Here is a 21,905-nt window from a genome sequence, read left to right on the forward strand (position 1 = left end):
ACACATAAAAGACCTGCGGCGTTTCAGAAAACAAAAGCAGATACAGCGTCCAGTAAAGAGAGCCAAGGGCAAAAGCAGCCGTAAAAGCAGGTCAGCAGGAAATATGTCTGTTTTCGACCTTTTAGATACCGAATACCACTCATACAAAAGCCCAACAGGGTAACAGCGAATTGAAAAAGGTTACTGATCAGCTCCATCCCCATTGTCCTCCTTTTGTTTCTCCGTCTGCTCCTCTTTGTTCAGCTGATGGATGCGAAAACACAGAATAGTCACGCACGCGCCGAGAACAAAAGCCAACAGTCCGATCACTATATATCCCAATGCGGTGCTGCCGCCCAAAATTGTTGCCGCAGTTTCAAAGCCTGAAGAAGTACCGGGTTCGATCTGTCCGACAATACCGGGCATGGCAAAGGAAACCCCAACGATTACTGCAAAACATGCCGCTATACAGACAGCAGAGATAATCCGTCTGCGCCGCAGTCTCTGCTGTTGTTCTTTTTTTGCAATACGCCGTTTTACCTCCGCAATCCGTTCCTCATCTTTCAGCATTTGTAATACCCTCCCGTTTCAATAATCCGCGTAAACGCTCTTTCCCCCGGTACACCATATTTGTAATCTGCTTTACACTTTTCCCCATAACCTCAGCGGCCTGTTGATAGCTCATGCCCTCAAAATAGGTCAGATAAAGAGCCTCCCTATAATCTGGATTTAACTCGTCCATGCAGAGATGCAGGATCTGGTTTCGCTCTTTTGTGCGGACGACCTCCTCTACCAGCGTTTGTGCCTCCGCTTCTCTGGTCAGGTTGTCAAGACTGAAGATAATCCGCCGTCTGCTTTTGTGGCGTAATGCCATGTGACGCGCTGCTTTATAGAGGTAAGCCTTAAAACATCCATTCCGGATGCGGGGCTTTTTCATAAACAGCCAGGAAAAGGTTTCCATCATTAAATCCTCCGCTTCGTGGACATCATGCAGATAACCATCAATATATAAGGTCAGCGGGTCACCGTATTTTTTTATCAACAGTTCAAGTCCTGTCTCATCACCGCACAGATATTGCCCATAAAGTTCTTCATCAGTGACCATATCGTTCTTCCTTTCCAAGTATTACTCCTCTATTGTCAGATGAAAGCTCCAGGTTCGTGAATCATTTTTGTCTGCGAAGACATACAACATGTCAGGAGAAATCCCTGATAAAAAAATAACCAGAGCCTAAGCTCTGGTTAAATTCTCACTATTTTGTAGCAGCCAGTACGGGAATCGAACCCGTGTTTTCGCCGTGAGAGGGCGACGTCTTAACCCCTTGACCAACTGGCCATTTGTTTATCTGTCGTTTGCTCTTCGCTGTCGACTCGTTTAATATACACCATCTTTTTCTAAAATGCAAGTACTTTTTTAAAAAAATTTCAATTTTTTTATTTTTCTCGAATTTTTCGTTCAAAAAGCCCTGTATTTATGCGGTTTTTGCCACAAAAAAATTTTTATTTTTTTGTCCCAGAGAAGAAATGCCATGGCAGCTCCACCGCTTTCCATGGCATTTCCCAGTTATTTATTTCTGTTTCTGACTGTTTCTTATTCCTCTATATCCTCCGCAGGCTCTGCTGGAATGAATACGCGGGATTTCTTTTCTTCGTGTTTATGAAGTGCTGCTTTCTCAGTTGCCTCAATACAGAATTCCATCTGAGAGTTAATCTGGGCTTTGCCTCGTTTATCCGGCTTCACATAAGTTCCATCCGGCTGCAGGATATGAGCTTTTACATTATCCTTAAACTCCAGATCAAGTACATGCTCCAGCTCTTTCTTAATCTTCTCATCTTCCACAGGGAAAACAATCTCTACCCTGCGGTCAAGGTTACGCGGCATCCAATCCGCACTTCCCATATAGATTTCCGGGTTTCCGCCGTTTTCAAAATAGAAAATACGACTATGCTCCAGAAATTCCCCTACAATAGAACGGACATGAATATTCTCACTGATTCCCGGCACTCCTACTTTCAGACAGCAGATACCCCTTACCAGAAGCTCCACCTGAACTCCGCAGGAAGATGCATAATACAATCCAGCAATAATCTTCGGATCACAGAGAGAATTCATCTTTGCGCGGATTAACGCCGGAAGTCCTTTCTTCGCATTCTCTGCCTCACGTTCAATCAGGCTTAAGAACCTGTCCTTCATCCAGATTGGTGCTACGATCAGCTTATTCCAGCTTTTCGGTTCAGAATATCCAGAGAGCATGTTAAATACTGCTGTTGCATCTTCACCAAAACGTTCATCGCAGGTAAAGATACCGCAGTCTGTATAGAGTTTGGCAGTGGAATCATTGTAGTTTCCGGTTGCCAGATGCACATAACGGCGGATTCCTGTCTCTTCCCTGCGCACAACCAGTGTGATCTTGCTGTGTGTCTTAAGGCCTACCAGACCATAAATTACATGACATCCTGCCTTCTCCAGCTTCTTCGCCCATACAATATTATTTTCTTCATCAAAACGTGCTTTCAGCTCTACCAGCACGGAAACCTGTTTGCCGTTTTCTGCTGCCTGCGCAAGGGCAGCAATGATCGGTGAATTGCCGCTGACACGATACAGAGTCTGTTTAATAGCCAGAACATCCGGATCTTTTGCTGCCTGACGTACGAAATTTACAACAGGATCGAAGCTCATATAAGGATGATGCAGGAATACATCGCCCTCACGTATCACCTGGAAAATATCCTTCTCATTCTGAAATTCCGGTACAGGTGCCGGCTGATATCTCGGTGTCTTGTAAGCATCAAAGCCATCCGCACCATATACTTTCATAAGCATGGTAAGATCCAGAGGTCCGTTTATCTCAAAAATATCTGCCTCTTTGATATCAAATTCCGTTTTCAGAATCTTCAGCAGGCGTTCATCCATCTTATCCTCTACTTCCAGACGGATAACCTCACCCCACTGACGTTTCTTTAACTGGCGCTGGATCTCCACCAGCAGATCCTCTGCCTCATCTTCATCGATGGTAAGATCCGCATTACGCATAATACGGTAAGGATGGGCACATATCACATCATAACTCAGGAAAAGTTTGTCAATATTTCTTTCAATAATCTCTTCCAGCAGGATCACTGTGGTATCTCCATCCTTCTTTGACGGAATCTGCACCACCCTTGGAAGCACAGACGGAACCTGCACTGTAGCAAACAGAAGTTCTCCTGTTTTATCCTTTTTGCTGAGTTTATCACTCTTCTCCTTCTTAGAGATCAGAGCACCGATATTTAATGTCTTGTTTCTGATCAGCGGAAACGGTCTGGAAGAATCCATCGCCATCGGTGTAAGTACCGGATATACATTATCCTCAAAGTATCTGTCTACAAATACACTCTGTGCTTCTGTAAGATTCTCATGGGCTGCCACCAGGTGCATTCCGGCTTTCTCAAGCGCAGGGATCAGAGAACGGTTCAGTGTATTATACTGTACATGAACCAGTTCATGGGTACGGACACTGATTTCTTTTAACTGCTCCTTGGCTGTCATTCCTGCAATGTCTGTTTTATGATATCCTGCATGTACCTGATCCTTAAGAGACGCCACACGCACCATAAAGAATTCATCCAGATTGGATGCGGTAATGCTTAAGAACTTCAGTCTGTCAAACAAAGGAAGATTTTTATCTCTTGCTTCACTCAGAACACGCTCATCAAATTTGAGCCAGCTCAGCTCGCGATTCACGAAATATTCTTTCTTTTCAAATTTTTCAAAGTCCATAAGTTCATCCTCCTTTACGCTCTGCCCTTGCGTCTGAGAACCAGACGAATGCCAAATACTTCTTCAAAAAATGCCTCTTTATCTTTCAGCAGTCCCAGTTCCAGGGAAATGTCCTGTGCAGAATCCACGATCATCTGCAGTTCTCTGTCTTTGAGCACTGCTTTGATTCCTTTTACTTTCTGATAATGACTTCTGTCCATGGCATTTGCCAGGCGAAGGATTGCAGTCATCTTTGCCACCTTGATATAGCTCTCTCTGTCAATAGCGATTCCCATACTGTAAAGTTCATCATAATAAACAAACGCAGAATTATTGAATCTGACCGCACATGCGATCATCTGGCGTTCCATAAAGGACAGCCCAATGATATCTGTAGACATAATGATCTGATAGGAACACTCGGAAACCTTTTCCATACTGATATATTTGCCACAGTCATGAAGCAGTGCCGCGATCTGCAATAACAGACGTTCTCTTGCTCCCATACCATGAACCTTCTTCATACTGTCAAAGATATTCAGGCAAAGATTCATAGTTCCCTGGATATGGCTCTTACTGCTGGAATAGCGTTTCGCAATGTTCTTTGATGTAACCAGAATGTCATTCTCAAAATTGTGGACACTTTTGAGAAATTTTTTCTTCTCTGCAAAATCATAGGCAATTCCATCCAGCAGGGAAACACCTGGTGCCCAGAGAGACTCTGCATTGAAAATATCAATAAAATTTCTGCACACTACCATGGTCGGCACAACAAGGGATGCATATTCCGGATCAATCTCCATCTCCTGTGCCAGCAGGTCAACAGATTTTCCAACTGTATCCTCATAGCGTTTCATAAATTCTTCCCTTGTAATGATCCTGTCTTCCATTTCCTCCTGGAAGATCATATCTGTAATAAAATCTCCCATCAGGATCACATTCCTGATCTCCTTATCCTTCAGATACAGACGCTGAAAGCTCATCAGGTCATTTCGGATAAATTCCTCAACCAGCTTGTCATAATGAATGGTTGTTTTCTCCAGTTCCTGCAGACGCTGGCGGATTCTTAAACTTCCCATTTTAAGTCCCTGGGTAGTGACCAGAGCATCCTTGTCAAAGAGGGAAACCTGAAGGCTTCCGCCGCCCACATCCAGGATCGCGGTGCCTTTCTGGATCATCTTTTTGAATCCCTTTTCTATAGCAGCAATTGATTTGTACCCAAGGAAATGCTGTTCTGCACTGCTTAATATTTCAATTTTCATTCCTGTACGCTGATAGATCTGTTCAATGATCAGCAGCGGATTCACAAGTTCTCTGAATGCACTGGTGCCGCAGGCACGATACTCTTCCACCCCAAAGTCCTGCATCAGCCTCTTAAAGTCGTTCAGCACCTCACATAAAACATTCAGCATTTCTGAATCGATCTTTCCGTCAGAATAGACACCCTTTCCGATTTCCAGACTGTATCTGACATCATTCAGTTCACGAAAACCAATTCTTTTTGACATCTCAAAGATCTTCATGCTGACTTCATAAGATCCGATGTCAATGGCTGCAAATGTCATGACTGCCATATGCGTTCCCCCTTTACCATTCATCTATTTGCTTTTTTATTCCTTCTCCACACCCAGCAGATGGTCGATAAACTGCTGTGCAGTTCGTCCTGTAAGTCCTCCATGGGAAAGCTCCCACTTATTTGCTTCCAGAAGCAGCTCGTCCTCCGGCATGGTAATTCCGTTTCTCTCTGCGAGAGCTTTCACAATTGTCTGGAATTCTTTTTTGCTCGGTGCGCCATAGTAAATACGGACACCAAAACGATAAACCAGTGAAAGCTTCTCCTGCACTGTATCGGAGGAATGCAGATCGTCATCATCCATGATCTCCAGCTTATCACTGGATTTCTCTCTTACCAGATGTCTTCTGTTACTTGTTGCATAGATCAGGATATTGTCCGGCTTCTTCTCCAGACCCCCCTCGATCACTGCCTTCAGATATTTATATTCGATTTCAAATTCCTCGAATGACAGATCATCCATATAGATAATGAATTTATAGTTTCTGTTCTTGATCTGGGCGATCACATCATTCAGATCCTGAAACTGATGCTTATACACCTCGATAATACGAAGTCCCTCATCATAATAACGGTTCAGGATTCCCTTGATACTTGAGGATTTACCTGTACCCGCATCACCAAAAAGCAGACAGTTGTTTGCCTTTCTGCCTCTTACGAAAGCTTCTGTATTCTCGATCAGTTTCTGCTTCGGGATTTCATATCCGACCAGGTCTTCCAGTTTCACATGAGCGATCCTTGTGATCGGCTGGATCTCCACATTATCATTCTCATCATGGCCTACACGAAAAGCCTTATGTAATCCCAGCTTACCCACACCAAAATCCTTATAAAACTGTACCATATCCTTCATGAATTCCTCTGTGGACTCCGCTGCTGCCAGCGTTTTGCTCAGATCACAGATACGGTCTCTGATACGGGAATTAAACATCTTGCTGTTACTTCCGGTGTTGGTATAATCACCGAGAACCTTACAGCAGGAAATTCCAAATGCCTCATCCAGTACAGTCAGGTCAAAATCATACAGTTCTTTAAACACACCGAAATCATTCAGTGCCAGTTCATTAATACTTCCGTTGACAGCCCCTCTGATCTCACAGGCTGTACTGAATGCATTTTCATTATTTACCAGAAGAAATGTCAGATAACAGTGCCATAAATTTCCGGAAAATCCATAAGCGCCGGCAGTTTCCACCAGTCCGTTGGCACACTCAAAGAACAGCCCTTCCTTTTCTTTCAGATCAGGTGCTTTCTGTTCCCAGGCATTCATCAGTTCTGCCATTTTATCAAGGATTTCTCCATGTTCAAAGTTACGGTATAAGATGCATTCATTTAATCTAGCCATTTTTATTACTTCCTTCTTACCTTGTTGTTTTATCTTATTGTTCTGCTGTGAGTGGTATAATTATTTCGAAAACGATGTACCAGAGTGTGTTTGAAAAATGCTTTACGCAAAATATGCCGCAAAGTGGGACGTGCAGATTGTGGAAATGATTTTTCAAACACGCTCTGGCATTATGGAAATGATTTTTAATAATTTCCCAAAATTCTCATTCTGTCAGCTTCTGCCTCAATTCCTCTCAGGGCATTCTTCACTGCACTGTCCTTTAAATTTCCCTCGAAATCAACAAAAAAACGGTACTGCCAGTTCTTCCCTGTGATCGGGCGGGATTCAATCTTCGTCATATTCAGTCCATTATAAATAATGTGAGACAACATATTGTAAAGAGTTCCGCTCTCATGATGCAGTTCAAAGAAAATACTGATCTTATGTGCATCCTTCACATAGATCGGTTTCTTACTCACGATCACAAAACGTGTGGCATTCTGTCCGTTATAGCAGATATTCTCAGCCAGGATCTTCAGTCCGTAAAGCTCTCCTGCCTGTCTGCTGGCAATAGCTGCCTGCGTCTTGTCATTGTCTTCTTTTATCTTCTTGGCAGAACCGGCAGTATTTTCCATCTCTTTCTTCTTCCAGTCCGGATGAGATTCCAGATATTTTCCACACTGGGAAAGTGCCTGAGGATGAGAACATACCTGTCTGATATCCTCCAGTTCAGCATCCGGCAGTCCCAGAAGTACATGCTCCGGACGGATGATCTGTTCTCCTACAATGCTAAGCTCATACTCTGTAAGAAGATCATAAATATCAGCAACAATACCGGCAGTTGTATTCTCAATGGGAAGTACCGCATAGTCTGCTCTTCCCTCCACAACTGCTTCCATTGCATCGCGCCAGGTTTTTACATGAAAACTCTCAATATCGTCCTGGAAATATTCCCTCATTGCAGCATAGCTGTATGCACCTTCCACACCCTGAAAGACAACTCTTACATCTTTCAGCGGAAGTGCATCTACCATTTCCAGTTTCTCATCGTCCTCGATTCCATGCTCTGTGAGAAGCTGATACTGTCTCTTACGGCTGATCGCCATGATCTGCTGAAAAAGCTCCTGCGCACCAAGCTGATTAAATTCTCCATGCGCCTTACCTCTCAGGACCTCCAGCTTCTGTCTCTCTCTTTCCGGATCCAGAACCTTCTTTCCTGTACGTATCTTATATTCTGCAACATCCTCACACACCTTCATTCTCTGTTCAAAAAGACGTATGATATCGCTGTCGATCTTATCTATTTCATTTCTGCATTCCTGTAAATCTATCATTTATGTTATACCTTTTTACTTTCACAAATTCTCTACAATATCAGTCATCTCTCCGATAAAGGAAAGAGAACCAAAGGCAATGATCACATCCTGTTCCCCGGCAAGTGAAAAAGCCTCCTCCACTGCATCTTTAATCGTATCCATTGCCTGTACATTGGGATTGTATTCACTGACAGTCTTCGCCAGCTCTCCGGCAGGCAACGCCCTTATATTATCCGGAGTCTGGATCGTAAGTATCCGGTCTGCAAAGTGCGCAGTTTTCTGAATCACACTTCTGTAATCCTTATCTGCAAACACTCCCATAATATAGATGATCCGTTTTCCCTTAAAATAATGCTCTATTGAAGCTGCCATCATATCCGCAGCAGCAGGATTATGAGCCCCGTCTACCACAAACAGCGGTTTTTTACAGATAACTGTAAACCGTCCGTTCCAGTTTACTGTGCGAAGCCCTTCTTTTTTCTGCTCCGCAGCAGTGGGAAAGCCCAGCTCATCCAATACTTTTAAAGCATTCAGCGCAACTACTGCATTTTCCTTCTGATAAACACCAGCCAGCGGAATCTCATACTCTTCACCCCTGTACCGGATTGTCTGTCCAAGGCAGCTTTCCTTTAGCACCTCTGCCTCAGAAGCATCTGCTATGGTACATTTTGTACCATGTTCTCTGCTGATCCTCTCGATCACCTGCATTGCTTCCGGCTTCTGTCTGGCAGTCACCACTCTGCAGCCGTCTTTGATGATCCCGGCTTTCTTCTCTGCGATCTGTGCCAGAGTATTTCCAAGAAAAGACATATGATCCATACTGATCGATACCAGCACTGCCAGCAGCGTATTCTTAATAATATTTGTGGCGTCCAGATTTCCGCCCATTCCCACTTCCAGCAAAACGAGATCACAATTCTCTTTTTTAAAGAACAGAAATGCCACCGCAGTCTCTATTTCAAATGCAGTGGGATGGGGATAACCATCCTTTGTCATAGCAGCAATAACATCAGACACCTGTGTAATATAAGCAGCAAAGTCCTCTCTGCTGATCCTGCTTCCCGAAACTTCCATCCTGCCTCTGTAAGAATACAGGGTAGGCGAAACATATCTTCCAATGCGATATCTCGCACCTGATAAAGCAGAATACAAAAAAGCAATGACAGAACCCTTGCCATTGGTACCGGCTACATGCACATATTTCAGATCATCCTGTGGATTTCCAAGACGTTTCATCAGCTCACGCATATGCTCCAGTCCCAGGACACTGGGAATTTCCCGGGTGATTTTGTCTATGTACTCCCGGCTTTCCTGATAATTCATAATAAACTCCTCTTATTTCCATGAGATCCCCTCCACACGTTCCTTTTGCGCATAAGGCACCTCATTGCTATAGTGTAATAACGTGTTCTCATTATATCCTACGTGTATGTTTTTTTCAAGGCAGGCAATACTAGAATCATAGAAATTTATACAGGAGCGTTACCTATGAAAAAAGCTTTCATTCTCTGCGGTCTGACGGGCTGGTGCATGGAAATCCTCTGGACCGGACTGCATTCCATCCTTTCAGGAGAACTTACCATGACAGGAAAAACTTCCCTTTTAATGTTTCCCATTTACGGATGCGGTGCCATCATCCGCCCGCTCTCCGGTAAACTTTCTGCTGTCCCGCTTTTTGTCCGCGGCTGCATTTATACTGTCGGATTTTTCTTCGTGGAATTTATCAGCGGTGCTCTTTTGCGCTGTTTTCATATGTGTCCCTGGGACTACAGCAACACTCCTCTGAATTACCGGGGACTGATAAGACCGGACTACGCTCCCCTCTGGTTCGGAGCCGGACTTTTTTTTGAGAAAATACTTGGAAAACTCTCTTGAAAAAAGCACCTGATTATTATATGATGTTATGAAGGATTAAATAAAAATTCCTGAACCAGTAAAATATGGAGGTATGAAATGAGACACTTAATGAGTCCGCTGGATCTGTCTGTTGATGAGTTAAATACTCTTCTTGACCTGGCCAGCGATATTGAGAAACACCCTGATAAATACGCACATGTCTGCGATGATAAAAGACTGGCAACTTTATTCTATGAGCCAAGCACCCGTACCCGTCTCAGCTTTGAAGCTGCTATGATGAACCTTGGCGGTAAAGTTCTTGGTTTTTCATCAGCTGATTCCAGTTCCGCTTCAAAGGGTGAAAGTGTTGCCGATACAATCCGCGTTGTATCCTGTTACGCTGACATCTGTGCTATGCGCCACCCGAAAGAAGGTGCTCCGTTAGTAGCTTCTATGGCTTCTTCTATTCCTGTTATCAACGCCGGCGACGGTGGTCATCAACATCCTACCCAGACATTAACCGACTTACTTACCATCCGTTCCCTGAAAGGACGTCTGGACAATCTGACCATTGGTCTGTGCGGCGACCTGAAATTCGGACGTACAGTTCACTCCCTGATCGAAGCACTTGTACGTTACACAAATGTAAAATTCATTCTGATCTCACCGGAAGAGCTTCGCATCCCAAGCTATATCCGCGAGGATGTTCTGAAAAAGAACAATATCGAATTTCAGGAAGTAGAGAGACTGGAAGATGCCTTACCGGATCTTGATATCCTCTACATGACACGTGTACAGAAAGAACGTTTCTTCAACGAAGAAGACTATGTCCGCATGAAGGATTTCTACATTCTGGACAAACAGAAAATGGAACTTGCAAAAAAAGACATGTACATTCTTCATCCGCTTCCACGTGTAAATGAAATCTCAACAGAGGTGGATGCAGACCCGAGAGCAGCTTATTTCAAACAGGCACAGTACGGTGTATATGTACGTATGGCCCTGATTCTCACATTACTGGAGGTAAAATTACCATGTTAAATGTTGGAGCACTTCGCGAAGGTTATGTATTAGACCATATCAAAGCAGGCAAGGCCATGACTATCTATCATGATCTGAAGCTTGATAAACTTGACTGCACCGTTGCCATCATCAAGAACGCGCGCAGCAACAAAATGGGTAAGAAAGATATCATCAAGGTTGAATGCCCGGTTGAGAATCTTGATCTTGACATTCTCGGCTTTATCGATCATAACATTACTGTAAACGTAATCAAGGACGAGAAGATCGTTGCCAAAAAAGAACTGAAACTTCCGAATCAGGTTGTCAACGTGATCAAATGCAAGAATCCACGCTGCATCACTTCCATTGAACAGGGACTCGACCAGATCTTTGTTCTTGCAGATAAAGAGAAAGAAGTTTACAGATGTAAATACTGCGAAGAGAAATATACAGGTAAACGCAATAAATAATAAAACAAATATCAAAAAAACAGAACGGAAGAAATCCGTTCTGTTTTTTTGTACGCAATCAGACCGATAAGCCGGGTTATGTCATTGGGTAATCATCTGTCTAGGCCTTACGTTGCCATAAGGCTCAAGCGACCCACCTGAAAGCACGACGGGCAGCCGTATCGCTTTCTATTCGGTCTTGCTTCGAATGGAGTTTACATGTGCCCGGCCTGTTACCAGGACGGCGGTAGTCTCTTACACTGCCTTTCCACCCTTACCTCAGCAAGTGAGGCGGTTTATTTCTGTTGCACTGGTCTGGGAGTCACCTCCACCGGACGTTATCCGGCATCCTGCCCTGCGAAGCCCGGACTTTCCTCGTCTGAACCCTTTCGTCTGTTCAGCCGCGATTACCTGGCCTGGTTGCGCAAGTGCTATTCTAGCACGTTTTTTTGCACTTGTAAAGAAATTTCATTCATTACTGTTCACTCCGTTCTCAGTAACGTTGCCAAAATTCATTTCAAATTGCCTGCGGCAATGGAATTTTGGCTTGTATGTCTCGGGATTTTGGCATATTCATGCCAAAACACCTCGCGGGATAGTGGCGTGTGAACAGTAACTTTCATTCTAGTACATCGTTTTCGAAATAACTATACCACTCACTTGTCTGCGAATCCGATTGCACAGGTCTAAAAGCCTCAGCGTAGCCCGCTACGCCTGCGTTTTTATACCAGCACACTCGAATCCGCATCCTACGCGATTGGTATAGTTATTTACGAAACGCTGTACTAGTATTTTACACATTAAAGCAGCTTCCACCGATAAATTCTCTTAAAATCGAATTATTCGGTACTGCCTCGCTTGGCACCGGAACAAAATATTCAAAGAACTTCAGCAGCCTCTTCGCCTCTGTATACTCTGGTTCGTCCTTGGCAATCCCAAACAAAAGCGGTTCCGCATATACTTTCAGACATGCCAGTTCATAGATCAGCGCAGAATTAAACATTACATCTGCATCCTCCTGGAACGGAAAGATATTCTGTTCTTCACCTCTGCGCACAGACGGCCATCTTGCAATTGTCTCTTTTGCGGAAGTCCCTCTGGTGCGGGCATCTCTTACAATTCTGCGAATCAGACGGCCATCCGTAGTAGGAATCCTGTTATGTTCATCAATATTCAGCTGAGTCAGAGCGCTGAGATAAATCTTAAATTTGCTCTCCTTTGGCAGCGCATAGCTGAGCCTGTCATTCAATCCATGAATTCCCTCGATCACCAGAATATCGTCTTTATCCAGCTGCAGAAAATCACCTTTATATTCTCTGGTTCCTGTTTTGAAATTGAAAACCGGCATCTCTACCCTTTTTCCTTCCAAAAGCTCAAGCATATCTTTATTAAACTGCTCCACATCAATCGCTTCCAGACACTCAAAATTCTTTTCCCCAAACTCATCTACAGGAGTCAGGTGCCTGTCAATGAAATAATTATCCACTGCGATCGGATGCGGTTTCATTCCATGGGCAGCCAGCTGAATAGACAGCCTGTGTGAAAACGTAGTCTTTCCGGAAGAAGACGGACCTGCGATCATAACAAACTTCTTGTTTCCGGCTGCGGCAATCTCAGATGCGATTTCCGAAATCTTTGCCTCCTGCATAGCTTCCTGGATCAGCAAAATATCCTGGATACCGCCTCTGGTAACCTTTTCATTCAGATCACCAACTGTCGCAATATCCAGTTTATCTCCCCATTCCTGAGATTCCTTCTGCACACGAAAAATCTTCTCCCTCGGTTTAAATTCAGGTATCCGGTCCGGTTCATTCTGAGTCGGAAGCTGCAGTACGAAACCACCCTCATACAAAAACAGATCAAACGTCTTAATATATCCCGTATGGTTCGCCATAAAACCGTAGAAATAATCCTCAAAACTTCCAATACTGTAAAGATTCACCGCAGAGCTTCTGCGGTAATTAAACAGCTTCTCTTTGTCATACATATGATGCTTATGAAAAAGTGCAACTGCCTCACTAGTGCTTACGCTTCGCTTTACAATGGGAAGATTCTCGTCCACGATCCTGTGCATCTGCGCCTTTACCTTATCAATAAATTCCTGATCCAGCGCCATAGGTCCTTTCATTGTAAAATAATAGCCGCTGCCTACAGAATAATGGATCATTACACTGTCTATATTTTCCTGCCCTGCCACATCATAAATTGCTTTCAGAAGAATCAGACTTGCACTTCTGCAATAAGTTTTGTGTCCGATCGGATCTTTGGATGTCACAAATTCAATCTCACAGTCTGCCTTGAGATGCTTATGCAGTTCTCTCAGCCTGCCATTTACGATCACCAGCATTACAGGTGCATCCGTACTTCCTTCGTATTCCTTTACAATCTCACTGTAAGGAATCTTCTCAGGATATTGTTTTGTTATTCCCTGTATCGTAACGTTATACATTTTCTGTCCCATAAATCCTGCCTCCATTTCTGCTATACCGACAAGTAAATACAGTTATCAGCTCCGCCGCCAACAGGCAGATCAGCCAATTTTCATTTATAATTTCATTATTATATGGTAAGAACCCGTATCACAGAATCGTGTACGGGCTCTTTACCTCTGCACAGGAGATTTTCAGTTCCGGAAATGCCTGTGTCAGTTCTTTTTTCATTGCATCCATAAAAATATATTCTGTTCCATAGTGTCCGGCGTCGATCAGCGCCAGTCCCTGCGCAACCGTATCAATTCCTGTATGGTGGTCGATATCACCGGTCACATACACATCCGCACCGGCCTTAATGACATCCTTGATCATGCTCTTGCCTGATCCTGTACATACAGCAGCACATTTTACCATGCTGTCCAGATTCCCATAAACCTTTACATCATTTAACTTCAGAGACTCTTTGACAAGCTGTGCATACTCTCTCAGCGTCATTTCCCGGGGAAGTTTCCCAACTCTGCCAAAACCCTGTACTTCTCCCTCTCTCTCTTCAGTTACGGAAAGGACTGTGGTATCATGCATCTTCGTATAGTCTGCACTCAGATCTGCCATACCCAGCACATCATAATTGGTATGCATCGCATAATAAACAATTCCTTTCTGTATCAGCGTAAGGATCTTTCTTCCTGTAAAGCTGTGATTATTGATCTTCTTAATTCCGGAAAAGATCATGGGATGATGGGTAATGATCATATCTGCCCCATCCTCTATGGCCTCAGCCAGTGTTTCCTCTGTCAGATCCAGAGCCAGAAACACGTGGCTGATCTCATTTGTATCATCTCCTGCGAGAAGTCCTACGTTATCCCAGTCCTCTGCTGCATCTGACGGGTACTTCTTCTCCAGCCAGGAGGTCAGTTCATATGCCTTCATATTCCTCTAAAGCAGCAATAACTGCCTGCTTTTCCTCCTCTATCTCGCCCGCACGCTTCTCTGCATTGGGCGCATTCTTTAATCTGTCAAGAATCTCATTGCGGATGCGAAGCTCTCTTTCCAGATACTCCCGCAGAACAGGATGCTTTCTTTCCAGAAGCATTCCTCCAAACCACTCATCTAAAGTATAAGGAGTATCTTCTGAAATATGCATCTTTTCTCCATGAATTACCTTCATCATAGGATAAAACTTGCCATCCTCCAGAACCATCTCCTCCTCTGTGATCTGCCAGCCGATTTTTCTGACAAATCTGCGAAAATGGGGGATATCTGACTGAGGCTGCAGGATCATTTCCCGAAAGCTCTCCCTGACCTCTGCCCCGTCAGTAAGAATCCTCTCCATGAGAGGGCCGCCCATTCCTGCGATCACAAGAGTGTCGCCCTCTCCCGGTTTCAAAGCCTCAAGTCCGTCTGAAAGCCGGGTTTCTATGTATGCGTCCAGTCCATACTGAGAAATATGTTCCTGCGCTCTGGACAACGGGCCTTTTCTTACATCCATGGCAATCGCACCCGGAATCTTTCCATCCAGATAAAGCGAAACCGGCAGGTATCCATGATCGCATCCCACATCCACAAGTCTGTTTCCCCTGGTCACCAGGCCTGCTATTGCAGACAAACGTAATGAAAGCTGCATAACAGGCTCCTTAGTCCAGATAATCCTTCAGTTTACGGCTGCGGCTCGGATGACGAAGCTTGCGGAGCGCCTTTGCCTCAATCTGACGGATACGTTCTCTTGTTACATTAAATTCCTTACCAACTTCCTCCAGAGTTCTGGCACGTCCATCGTCCAGGCCAAAACGCAGGCGCAATACTTTCTGCTCTCTGTCTGTCAATGTGCTCAGAACCTCTACCAGCTGCTCTTTCAGCAAAGTAAATGCTGCTGCATCTGCAGGTACAGGTACATTGTCATCCTGAATAAAGTCTCCAAGGTGGCTGTCCTCTTCCTCACCGATAGGTGTCTCCAGAGATACAGGCTCCTGGGATATCTTAAGGATCTCACGTACACGCTCTACAGACATATCCATCTCTTTTGCAATTTCTTCCGGCGTAGGTTCACGTCCAAGCTCCTGCAGTAACTGACGGGAAACGCGGATCAGTTTGTTAATAGTCTCAACCATATGCACCGGAATACGGATGGTACGTGCCTGGTCTGCGATTGCTCTGGTGATCGCCTGACGGATCCACCATGTAGCATAGGTACTGAATTTATAACCCTTGCGGTAATCAAATTTCTCAACCGCTTTGATCAGACCTAAGTTACCTTCCTGGATCAGGTCAAGGAAAAGCATTCCACGTCCCACATATCTCTTTGCAATGCTGACAACAAGACGAAGGTTTGCTTCTGCCAGACGTTTCTTGGCAGCCTCATCCCCATTCTCCATTCTCTTTGCAAGTTCGATTTCCTCTTCTGCTGAAAGAAGCGGAACCTTACCAATTTCCTTCAGATACATACGTACCGGATCCTCGATGCTTACACCTTCAGGAACAGAAAGATCGATCTTGTCAAGCTCAATCTCTTCTTCATCCAGCTTATCAATGTCTGCATCGTCATCATCCAGGATCATATCATCTGCATTACTGTCTGTAATCCTAAGCACATCCACTCCACTGGCTTCCAGAAAGTCAAATACTTTCTCCATCTGTTCAACTCCCAGTGGCTGATCCTTAAAGAAGTCATTGATTTCCTGGTATTCCAGTACATTCTTTTTCTTCTTGGCAAGCTCCAGAAGTTCTACCAGTTTTTCACTGAATTTACCCATATTCATTTCCATATGTGCTCTATACCTCCATATAGTGTTTATATTTTATCCTTATTCGAAAGAAATATGCAGCTGCTGCCGCTTTCTTCCAAGCTCTTCCAGTTCTTTCTTTGCTTTTACAAGTTCCTGCAGTCCCTGTATATCTGTGGGATCCCAGGTTCTGTTTCTCTCTTTCAGACTCTCATCCTTAATCCTGATCACAGCATCCGAGAAAGCCCGGTTCTGTTCCTCCGGAGTCTCCAGATGGATCGTTGCATTAAAAAGGGATGAAACCTCTCTCTGCTCTTCACTGTCAATGAAAGCATTCATCAGCCTTGCAGGATTCACATCGCCATCCCTGTGCTGCTGGTAAAGCATCTCTGCCACCTGCCTGTACAGAGGAACCACGAAATCTGAAGGCTGGATATATTTTTCCACTGTGTCAAATATGCCCGGATAAGTTACCAGCCAGGTAAGCATCAGCTTCTGTGCTTTCTCTGCTGCACTCTCCTTCTTCTTTTGCTGACCTGCTCCCACAGGTTTAGGCTGAATCCTCTGCTCTGCCGGAGTTCCCTTCATTGCAAGAGCTCCGACTCTCTTTTTCAGATTCTCCACACTGATCCCACTGCTTCTGTAATCCTTTACGATTGCTTCTATATAAAGATTTCTCTCCAGTTCATCGGAAAGCTCCAGAAGCATCTGCGCACACCGCTCAAAGAAACGGTTCTGTCCCTGGGGTTCCTCCATTGGAAATTCCCGCTCTGCCATATGTACGCGGAACATAAAGCTGTCCATAGCCTGCTCCAGACGTTTCTCAAACTCTTCTGCTCCAAGTGCCTTGATAAATTCATCCGGATCTTTATGCGGCTTAAGATTTACCACCCTCGAAGAAACACCTGCTTCCCTCAGGATCGGAATGGCACGAAGGGCAGCCCTCACGCCTGCATCATCACTGTCATACAGAAGCAATACCTCCTGAGTGTAACGCTTCAGCAGACTTGCATGTCCGGAAGTAAGTGCCGTTCCCAGCGATGCCACCGCATTGGTAAACCCTGCCTGATGCATGGATATCACATCCATATATCCTTCACACAGGATCAGATAATTTTTTCTCGTGGTTCTTGCAACATTCAGCCCGTACAAATTCCGGCTTTTATCAAAGATCGTAGTCTCCGGCGAGTTCAGGTACTTCGGCTTTCCGTCACCCATCACTCTGCCTCCAAATCCGATCACGCGGTTATTCACATCCATGATCGGGAAAATAACCCTGTTCCAGAACTTATCATACATTCCCCTGCGTTCATCCACATTGAACAGGCCGGAATCCCGCAGCAGTTCGTCACTGTAATTCTTTGACTTCAGATATTTGTACAAATCGTCACTGTACTTATCCGAATATCCCAGGCCAAACTTCCTGATCGTCTCCTCACTGAGTCCTCTGCCTGTCAGATATTCATGTGCCTGTCTGCCACTCTCACGACGCAGCTGATAATAGAAATATCCTGCTGCAAGCTTATTGATCTCCAGAAGGGCAGCCCGACGTTCTGCTTTCTTCTTTGCTTCTCCGGAATATTCAATCTTCGGAAGCTGCACCCCTGCCCTGTCTGCCAGATGCTTCAGTGCCTCCCCAAAGGTATAATTCTCATATTCCATCACAAAATTAAATACATTCCCGCCTGCTCCGCATCCGAAGCAGTAATACATCTGCTTCGCCGGTGTTACCGAAAAAGAGGGAGTTTTCTCATTATGAAACGGACAAAGTCCAAAATAGGTACTTCCTCTTTTGTTCAGCTTCACATACTGGGATACAACATCTACAATATCATTCTTCATCCTGACTTCTTCAATGATATCGTCTGAATAACGCATGCTTCGTCCTCCTTCTTGATCGATTAATAGACTTCCCATGCTTTTGGTATGTAAATCTCCCGGAATTTCCTTATAGAATACTGGTCTGTCATTCCTGAGAGATAGTCACATACTGCCTGTTCCTTCTTCTCTCCACGCACGATCAGCTCCCTGTATTCTTTTGACATTGCTTCCGGGTGTTCGACATAATATTCATATAACTCCGTCAGCATCTTCACTACCTTTTCCTCTTCCTTATGGGCTGCCGGATTCTCATATACATTCTGAAACATGAGAGCCCGCAGATCCATCATTGCCTCGTAGATCTCTGCTGACATCTTTATGGTATCCTGCTCAAGACTGTTCTCTATCACATCATGAACAAATGTATTGAGCCGCTCTCTGGTTGTATAACCGAGCAGCATCCGAAGCGTGACCGGAATATCATCCTCAGAAATAATCCCCGCCCGCTGTGCATCATCCATATCATGATGAATATAGGCGATCTTGTCCGAAAGTCTTACTACCTTTCCTTCGAGAGTAGACGGATTCCCACTGGTTCTGTGATTCAGGATACCATCCCGGACCTCCCATGTGAGATTCAACCCTTCGCCGTTCTTCTCCAGTACCTGTGCAACCCTGACGCTCTGTTTATAGTGGGCAAAGCCATCCGGATTCACTGCATCAAGAGCCCTCTCACCTGCATGTCCAAAGGGCGTATGTCCCAGGTCATGTCCAAGTGCGATCGCTTCTACAAGATCTTCATTCAGTCTCAGTGCCTTCGCTATTGTTCTGGCAATCTGTGATACCTCAAGAGTATGTGTCAGTCTGGTCCTGTAATGATCACCCTGGGGTGCCACAAAAACCTGTGTCTTATCCTTCATCCTGCGAAAAGCTTTACTATGAAGGATCCTGTCCCTGTCTCTCTGATAGACAGTCCGTACATCGCATTCTTCCTCCTGCCGCTCTCTGCCTCTGGAACAAAGACTCAAAGCAGCATAAGGACTGAGCATCTTTTGTTCACGCTGTTCCATGCTTTCTCTGATATTCATAAGCGATACCTCCACAAGCTGACAAAATACCTCTTATTAATTATATTCTACATAAAATTTCAAATTCCTCTTTTTTTCAAAAAAAAATTGAAATTTTTTTATATTTTTTTCAAAAAGGTGTTGACATTAGCTTTTACATTTGATATAGTATCACTTGTCGCGAGGGAGAGCAAAAGAATCCCAAAGAAATGCGATATGCGGAAGTGTCGGAACTGGCAGACGAGCAAGACTAAGGATCTTGTGAGCATTGCGCTCGTGTGGGTTCAAGTCCCATCTTCCGCATTTAAAGAATGAGGAACTATGAGAAGTCATGGTGCCTTATTTTTTTATTCTTTTTTCTACAATAATTCTTTTCTCAGGTAACCATTTTCCGGTCCCCTGCATAATTTATCAGGAAAGCATTATCTACAGGAGCTTGTATGGCTTTTTATCATATGCAGATGCAGCAGGAAAATATAGATACAGGACAATATCAGGTTACCGTATCAGACCGGCTGAACAATCGTCCCATAGAAAACGCACGCGTCAGAATCTCCTACACAGGAGCACCCGACAGTACCATTGAAGAAGTGACAACAGATTCCTCCGGACGCACTCCTGTCATTGAACTTAAGACTCCACCTCTGGAATACAGTATGGAACCGGTTGAACAACAGCCCTACTCAGAATATACCATTCAGATTGAAGCAGAAGGATTTGAACCAAAAGAAATCGCAGGAAGCCAGGTATTAGCAGATACTTTATCCAGACAGCCAACAACGCTGAATGTCATGGAATCCGGCGAAACTTTCCAGAGAATTGTAATTCCTCCGCATACGTTGTTCTATGAATATCCTCCCAAAATCGAAGAAGCCGAGATAAAACCAATAAACGAAAACGGCGAAATCGTATTAAGCAAGGTCGTTGTCCCTGAATATATAGTGGTACACGATGGGCCTGTCAACGATTCCGCTGCAGGCAATTATTATGTACGCTACAAAGATTACATCAAAAATGTAGCCAGCAGCGAAATCTATGCCACCTGGCCCGACGACACCATCCGGGCAAATATTCTGGCTATCATGTCTTTTACTCTGAACAGGGTTTATACGGAATGGTACCGGAACAAAGGTTATGACTTTACGATCACTTCCTCCACTGCCTATGATCACAAATGGATCTATGGCAGGAATATCTTTGCCAGCATTGACCGCATTGTAGATGAATTATTCGAGAATTATCTTTCCAGACCAAATGTACGTCAGCCAATCCTTACCCAGTACTGTGACGGCAAACAGGTACAATGCCGAAACAGAGGCTGGATGACACAATGGGGAAGCAAGGCACTGGGCGATCAGGGATACTCTGCCATTGAAATCCTACGAACTTTTTACGGAAATGATATGTATATCAATGTGGCGGAAGCAATCTCCGGGATTCCCTCCTCCTGGCCGGGATATGATCTGGATATCGGTGCATCCGGAAATAAGGTAAGACAGATTCAGGAACAGTTAAACACAATCGCAGAAGCTTATCCTGCTGTCCCTGTTGTTACCGCAGATGGAATTTACGGACCTGAGACCCAAAATTCCGTCAGGATTTTCCAGAGCATTTTCGGTCTGGACCAGACAGGAATCGTAGATTATCCAACCTGGTACAAAATTCAGGAGATCTACGTGGCAGTCAGCAGGATTGCTGAGTTGCGTTAGGGTTGTAGCAAAGCAGACAAAATATGCGCATCAGCCTGCAAAGAACTGATGCGCAAGAATCTATCACCTATCCCTTTCCCTTTTCAGATATCATCTTTTTAAGATTACCTCATTCCTTATAAATTTTCGACAACTACCTTGCATTTCTTCTTACAAAAAGCAATTCCATATGCCAGAATATCATTTCTGTCCTCATTACGAAGCCGTTCATCATAACGCAGCTCCCGAATCTGGTTCATTGCTTTTTCACAGGCTTTTTCCAGTCCGACATAAACTCCTGATTTCGTTATCTGAAAAATTATAGCACCATTGTATTTCTATGTTTCTCTTATACGTTTTGACTACATTTTGTATTCCGCAATCGCAGTTCTTGTTCTAAGTTTTCGAGCAGTTGATCTAATATCCGGATTACTTCCATCAACTGTTCCTTTTCCAGATTATCATAATGTACTCCTGCTAGCACAGACACCGGTTGTTTGACAAGTTCCCATATCTGCTCAGCCCATTTTCTGGTAATGATATCTTCTTCCGGCGTTCTTTCAAGGTTATATCTGCTGCCCGTAAAACGAGATTATCACTGTACCCGCTTACGATTCCCACCAGAGTTTTCATACTGCATGGAATCACGATCATTCCCATCGTACGGTAGCTTCCACTCGCCGGACCTGCACCGATGTTATAGTTATCATGTACCTCGTCCGCAAGAGCATATAGCTATTCCAATGTATAATCTGTCTCCTGTTCCAGCGTCATTTCCGCACCTTTTGTCACGATCAAATGTATCTCTATTATTTCTTTATACTGCTGCAGTTGTTTCAGCAATTCTATTGTAAGGGGCGCTCCGGAAGCCCCACTCATACCGATGATAAGTCTCTTTCTCATTTTTCTTCCTTTCCTGACTTTTCCGTTCATATTAAAGTATGTTTAAAAAATTT

Annotated in this window: 20 protein-coding genes, 2 tRNA genes, 1 other RNA gene and 1 pseudogene; 5 read left to right on the top strand and 19 right to left on the bottom strand. The window is 44.3% G+C overall.

What is annotated here, in order from left to right:
* Positions 1–180 precede the first annotated feature (180 nt).
* The 9 genes from AC075L_RS13870 to AC075L_RS13910 form a co-directional block, all read right to left on the bottom strand.
* Positions 181–549, bottom strand: coding sequence for a hypothetical protein (locus tag AC075L_RS13870; RefSeq protein WP_008707612.1), 369 nt, complete (start codon positions 547–549; stop codon positions 181–183).
* On the bottom strand, positions 536–1,102 hold the full coding sequence (locus AC075L_RS13875; protein WP_008707613.1) for an RNA polymerase sigma factor: 567 nt from the start codon (positions 1,100–1,102) through the stop codon (positions 536–538). The genes AC075L_RS13870 and AC075L_RS13875 overlap by 14 nt, the downstream gene beginning before the upstream one ends.
* A 141-nt stretch (positions 1,103–1,243) precedes the next feature.
* Positions 1,244–1,315: transfer RNA gene (locus AC075L_RS13880), tRNA-Glu, on the bottom strand.
* Positions 1,316–1,570: 255 nt separating this feature from the next.
* Positions 1,571–3,739, bottom strand: coding sequence for an RNA degradosome polyphosphate kinase (locus tag AC075L_RS13885; RefSeq protein ID WP_008707614.1), 2,169 nt, complete (start codon positions 3,737–3,739; stop codon positions 1,571–1,573).
* Positions 3,740–3,753: 14 nt separating this feature from the next.
* The gene (locus tag AC075L_RS13890; protein ID WP_008707617.1) at positions 3,754–5,292 is read right to left on the bottom strand and encodes a Ppx/GppA phosphatase family protein; all 1,539 of its coding nucleotides are present in this window, start codon (positions 5,290–5,292) and stop codon (positions 3,754–3,756) included.
* A gap of 36 nt (positions 5,293–5,328) precedes the next feature.
* Positions 5,329–6,636, bottom strand: coding sequence for an ATP-binding protein (locus AC075L_RS13895; RefSeq protein ID WP_008707619.1), 1,308 nt, complete (start codon positions 6,634–6,636; stop codon positions 5,329–5,331).
* A gap of 34 nt (positions 6,637–6,670) precedes the next feature.
* The gene (locus AC075L_RS13900; RefSeq protein WP_465078647.1) at positions 6,671–6,793 is read right to left on the bottom strand and encodes a DUF6783 domain-containing protein; all 123 of its coding nucleotides are present in this window, start codon (positions 6,791–6,793) and stop codon (positions 6,671–6,673) included.
* 28 nt (positions 6,794–6,821) lie between these two features.
* Positions 6,822–7,952 carry a prephenate dehydratase gene (pheA, locus tag AC075L_RS13905; protein WP_008707620.1) on the bottom strand — a complete coding sequence of 377 codons (1,131 nt, stop codon included), beginning with the start codon at positions 7,950–7,952 and terminating at the stop codon, positions 6,822–6,824.
* Between the two features lie 21 nt (positions 7,953–7,973).
* The gene (locus tag AC075L_RS13910) at positions 7,974–9,257 is read right to left on the bottom strand and encodes a bifunctional folylpolyglutamate synthase/dihydrofolate synthase (protein WP_008707621.1); all 1,284 of its coding nucleotides are present in this window, start codon (positions 9,255–9,257) and stop codon (positions 7,974–7,976) included.
* A 165-nt stretch (positions 9,258–9,422) separates the two neighbouring features.
* Here AC075L_RS13910 and AC075L_RS13915 point away from each other — a divergent pair, with 165 nt between their 5' ends.
* The 3 genes from AC075L_RS13915 (at position 9,423) to AC075L_RS13925 (ending at position 11,242) form a co-directional block, all read left to right on the top strand.
* Positions 9,423–9,809 (top strand): putative ABC transporter permease, encoded by a 387-nt coding sequence (locus tag AC075L_RS13915; protein ID WP_008707623.1) that lies wholly within the window; start codon positions 9,423–9,425, stop codon positions 9,807–9,809.
* A gap of 78 nt (positions 9,810–9,887) precedes the next feature.
* Complete coding sequence (pyrB, locus tag AC075L_RS13920) at positions 9,888–10,811, top strand: aspartate carbamoyltransferase (RefSeq protein WP_020993668.1); 924 nt, start codon at positions 9,888–9,890, stop codon at positions 10,809–10,811.
* A complete protein-coding gene (locus AC075L_RS13925) occupies positions 10,805–11,242 on the top strand; it encodes an aspartate carbamoyltransferase regulatory subunit (RefSeq protein WP_008707627.1) in 438 nt (145 codons plus the stop codon). Before pyrB ends, AC075L_RS13925 begins: the two co-directional genes overlap by 7 nt.
* Before the next feature lie 51 nt (positions 11,243–11,293).
* Here AC075L_RS13925 and rnpB read toward each other — a convergent pair.
* The 7 genes from rnpB to AC075L_RS13960 all read right to left on the bottom strand — a co-directional run bounded on the left by rnpB (position 11,294) and on the right by AC075L_RS13960 (position 19,282).
* Positions 11,294–11,644: RNase P RNA component class A (gene rnpB / locus AC075L_RS13930), an RNA gene on the bottom strand.
* A 370-nt stretch (positions 11,645–12,014) separates the two neighbouring features.
* Positions 12,015–13,682, bottom strand: coding sequence for a nucleoside kinase (locus AC075L_RS13935; RefSeq protein ID WP_008707628.1), 1,668 nt, complete (start codon positions 13,680–13,682; stop codon positions 12,015–12,017).
* A gap of 118 nt (positions 13,683–13,800) precedes the next feature.
* Positions 13,801–14,583 (bottom strand): Nif3-like dinuclear metal center hexameric protein, encoded by a 783-nt coding sequence (locus AC075L_RS13940; RefSeq protein WP_008707629.1) that lies wholly within the window; start codon positions 14,581–14,583, stop codon positions 13,801–13,803.
* A complete protein-coding gene (locus AC075L_RS13945) occupies positions 14,570–15,277 on the bottom strand; it encodes a tRNA (adenine(22)-N(1))-methyltransferase (RefSeq protein WP_008707630.1) in 708 nt (235 codons plus the stop codon). The genes AC075L_RS13940 and AC075L_RS13945 overlap by 14 nt, the downstream gene beginning before the upstream one ends.
* A gap of 10 nt (positions 15,278–15,287) precedes the next feature.
* Positions 15,288–16,415 carry an RNA polymerase sigma factor RpoD gene (gene rpoD / locus AC075L_RS13950; protein WP_008707631.1) on the bottom strand — a complete coding sequence of 376 codons (1,128 nt, stop codon included), beginning with the start codon at positions 16,413–16,415 and terminating at the stop codon, positions 15,288–15,290.
* A 39-nt stretch (positions 16,416–16,454) separates the two neighbouring features.
* A complete protein-coding gene (dnaG, locus tag AC075L_RS13955; RefSeq protein WP_055053826.1) occupies positions 16,455–18,251 on the bottom strand; it encodes a DNA primase in 1,797 nt (598 codons plus the stop codon).
* 23 nt (positions 18,252–18,274) lie between these two features.
* On the bottom strand, positions 18,275–19,282 hold the full coding sequence (locus AC075L_RS13960) for a deoxyguanosinetriphosphate triphosphohydrolase (protein ID WP_055060127.1): 1,008 nt from the start codon (positions 19,280–19,282) through the stop codon (positions 18,275–18,277).
* Positions 19,283–19,479: 197 nt separating this feature from the next.
* On the opposite strand from AC075L_RS13960, the gene AC075L_RS13965 reads away from it, so the two are divergent.
* Together AC075L_RS13965 and AC075L_RS13970 are read left to right on the top strand one after the other, a co-directional pair.
* Positions 19,480–19,564 (top strand) — tRNA-Leu (locus tag AC075L_RS13965).
* 137 nt (positions 19,565–19,701) lie between these two features.
* A complete protein-coding gene (locus AC075L_RS13970) occupies positions 19,702–20,970 on the top strand; it encodes a peptidoglycan-binding protein (protein WP_055060128.1) in 1,269 nt (422 codons plus the stop codon).
* 116 nt (positions 20,971–21,086) lie between these two features.
* On the opposite strand, the gene AC075L_RS13975 is transcribed toward AC075L_RS13970, so the two are convergent.
* From AC075L_RS13975 to AC075L_RS13985, 3 genes and pseudogenes are all read right to left on the bottom strand, one after another.
* Entirely contained in the window at positions 21,087–21,209 is a 123-nt protein-coding gene (locus AC075L_RS13975) for a PD-(D/E)XK nuclease domain-containing protein (RefSeq protein WP_242857138.1), read from the bottom strand.
* Between the two features lie 89 nt (positions 21,210–21,298).
* Positions 21,299–21,439 (bottom strand): prenylated flavin chaperone LpdD, encoded by a 141-nt coding sequence (lpdD, locus tag AC075L_RS13980; protein WP_368219817.1) that lies wholly within the window; start codon positions 21,437–21,439, stop codon positions 21,299–21,301.
* Positions 21,427–21,882: pseudogene (locus tag AC075L_RS13985) on the bottom strand (UbiX family flavin prenyltransferase). The gene lpdD and the pseudogene AC075L_RS13985 overlap by 13 nt, the downstream one beginning before the upstream one ends.
* Positions 21,883–21,905 lie beyond the last annotated feature (23 nt).

The organism is Blautia sp. ZXY-1-B12 (genome assembly GCF_056339915.1).

Excerpts from the sequence above, each read along its gene's own strand:
- AC075L_RS13915 (WP_008707623.1), top strand. The coding sequence starts at position 9,423 with ATGAAAAAAGCTTTCATTCTCTGCGGTCTGACGGGCTGGTGCATGGAA.
- pyrB (WP_020993668.1), top strand. The coding sequence starts at position 9,888 with ATGAGACACTTAATGAGTCCGCTGGATCTGTCTGTTGATGAGTTAAAT.
- AC075L_RS13935 (WP_008707628.1), bottom strand. The coding sequence starts at position 13,682 with ATGGGACAGAAAATGTATAACGTTACGATACAGGGAATAACAAAACAA.
- AC075L_RS13960 (WP_055060127.1), bottom strand. The coding sequence starts at position 19,282 with ATGAATATCAGAGAAAGCATGGAACAGCGTGAACAAAAGATGCTCAGT.
- AC075L_RS13890 (WP_008707617.1), bottom strand. The coding sequence starts at position 5,292 with ATGGCAGTCATGACATTTGCAGCCATTGACATCGGATCTTATGAAGTC.
- AC075L_RS13910 (WP_008707621.1), bottom strand. The coding sequence starts at position 9,257 with ATGAATTATCAGGAAAGCCGGGAGTACATAGACAAAATCACCCGGGAA.
- AC075L_RS13870 (WP_008707612.1), bottom strand. The coding sequence starts at position 549 with ATGCTGAAAGATGAGGAACGGATTGCGGAGGTAAAACGGCGTATTGCA.
- AC075L_RS13885 (WP_008707614.1), bottom strand. The coding sequence starts at position 3,739 with ATGGACTTTGAAAAATTTGAAAAGAAAGAATATTTCGTGAATCGCGAG.
- AC075L_RS13925 (WP_008707627.1), top strand. The coding sequence starts at position 10,805 with ATGTTAAATGTTGGAGCACTTCGCGAAGGTTATGTATTAGACCATATC.
- rpoD (WP_008707631.1), bottom strand. The coding sequence starts at position 16,415 with ATGGAAATGAATATGGGTAAATTCAGTGAAAAACTGGTAGAACTTCTG.
- dnaG (WP_055053826.1), bottom strand. The coding sequence starts at position 18,251 with ATGCGTTATTCAGACGATATCATTGAAGAAGTCAGGATGAAGAATGAT.
- AC075L_RS13940 (WP_008707629.1), bottom strand. The coding sequence starts at position 14,583 with ATGAAGGCATATGAACTGACCTCCTGGCTGGAGAAGAAGTACCCGTCA.
- AC075L_RS13975 (WP_242857138.1), bottom strand. The coding sequence starts at position 21,209 with ATGAACCAGATTCGGGAGCTGCGTTATGATGAACGGCTTCGTAATGAG.
- pheA (WP_008707620.1), bottom strand. The coding sequence starts at position 7,952 with ATGATAGATTTACAGGAATGCAGAAATGAAATAGATAAGATCGACAGC.
- AC075L_RS13970 (WP_055060128.1), top strand. The coding sequence starts at position 19,702 with ATGGCTTTTTATCATATGCAGATGCAGCAGGAAAATATAGATACAGGA.
- AC075L_RS13895 (WP_008707619.1), bottom strand. The coding sequence starts at position 6,636 with ATGGCTAGATTAAATGAATGCATCTTATACCGTAACTTTGAACATGGA.
- AC075L_RS13945 (WP_008707630.1), bottom strand. The coding sequence starts at position 15,277 with ATGCAGCTTTCATTACGTTTGTCTGCAATAGCAGGCCTGGTGACCAGG.